This window comes from Bartonella sp. CM86QHHN, assembly GCF_042194695.1.
GTDB lineage: Bacteria > Pseudomonadota > Alphaproteobacteria > Rhizobiales > Rhizobiaceae > Bartonella.
In genome coordinates this window covers 1-1,029 of sequence record NZ_JBHIND010000016.1, presented here as the reverse complement: position 1 = coordinate 1,029, position 1,029 = coordinate 1, and the positions used below count along the sequence as shown (strand labels likewise).

Sequence of the window (1,029 nt, the reverse complement as noted above, 5' to 3'; positions counted from 1 at the left end):
GTCAGCCCTTCTGATCAAGGGGAATTCGGAAATGTGCGCGGAACCCCTATTTGTTTATTTTTCTAAATACATTCAAATATGTATCCGCTCATGAGACAATAACCCTGATAAATGCTTCAATAATATTGAAAAAGGAAGAGTATGAGTATTCAACATTTCCGTGTCGCCCTTATTCCCTTTTTTGCGGCATTTTGCCTTCCTGTTTTTGCTCACCCAGAAACGCTGGTGAAAGTAAAAGATGCTGAAGATCAGTTGGGTGCACGAGTGGGTTACATCGAACTGGATCTCAACAGCGGTAAGATCCTTGAGAGTTTTCGCCCCGAAGAACGTTTTCCAATGATGAGCACTTTTAAAGTTCTGCTATGTGGCGCGGTATTATCCCGTATTGACGCCGGGCAAGAGCAACTCGGTCGCCGCATACACTATTCTCAGAATGACTTGGTTGAGTACTCACCAGTCACAGAAAAGCATCTTACGGATGGCATGACAGTAAGAGAATTATGCAGTGCTGCCATAACCATGAGTGATAACACTGCGGCCAACTTACTTCTGACAACGATCGGAGGACCGAAGGAGCTAACCGCTTTTTTGCACAACATGGGGGATCATGTAACTCGCCTTGATCGTTGGGAACCGGAGCTGAATGAAGCCATACCAAACGACGAGCGTGACACCACGATGCCTGTAGCAATGGCAACAACGTTGCGCAAACTATTAACTGGCGAACTACTTACTCTAGCTTCCCGGCAACAATTAATAGACTGGATGGAGGCGGATAAAGTTGCAGGACCACTTCTGCGCTCGGCCCTTCCGGCTGGCTGGTTTATTGCTGATAAATCTGGAGCCGGTGAGCGTGGGTCTCGCGGTATCATTGCAGCACTGGGGCCAGATGGTAAGCCCTCCCGTATCGTAGTTATCTACACGACGGGGAGTCAGGCAACTATGGATGAACGAAATAGACAGATCGCTGAGATAGGTGCCTCACTGATTAAGCATTGGTAACTGTCAGACCAATTTACTCATAGAATT

Annotated in this window: 1 protein-coding gene; it reads left to right on the top strand. The window is 47.0% G+C overall.

Annotated elements, in window-relative coordinates; translation table 11 throughout:
- The first annotated feature begins 141 nt into the window (after positions 1–141).
- Positions 142–1,002 carry a broad-spectrum class A beta-lactamase TEM-116 gene (locus ACFIKX_RS01375; protein WP_000027050.1) on the top strand — a complete coding sequence of 287 codons (861 nt, stop codon included), beginning with the start codon at positions 142–144 and terminating at the stop codon, positions 1,000–1,002.
- Positions 1,003–1,029 lie beyond the last annotated feature (27 nt).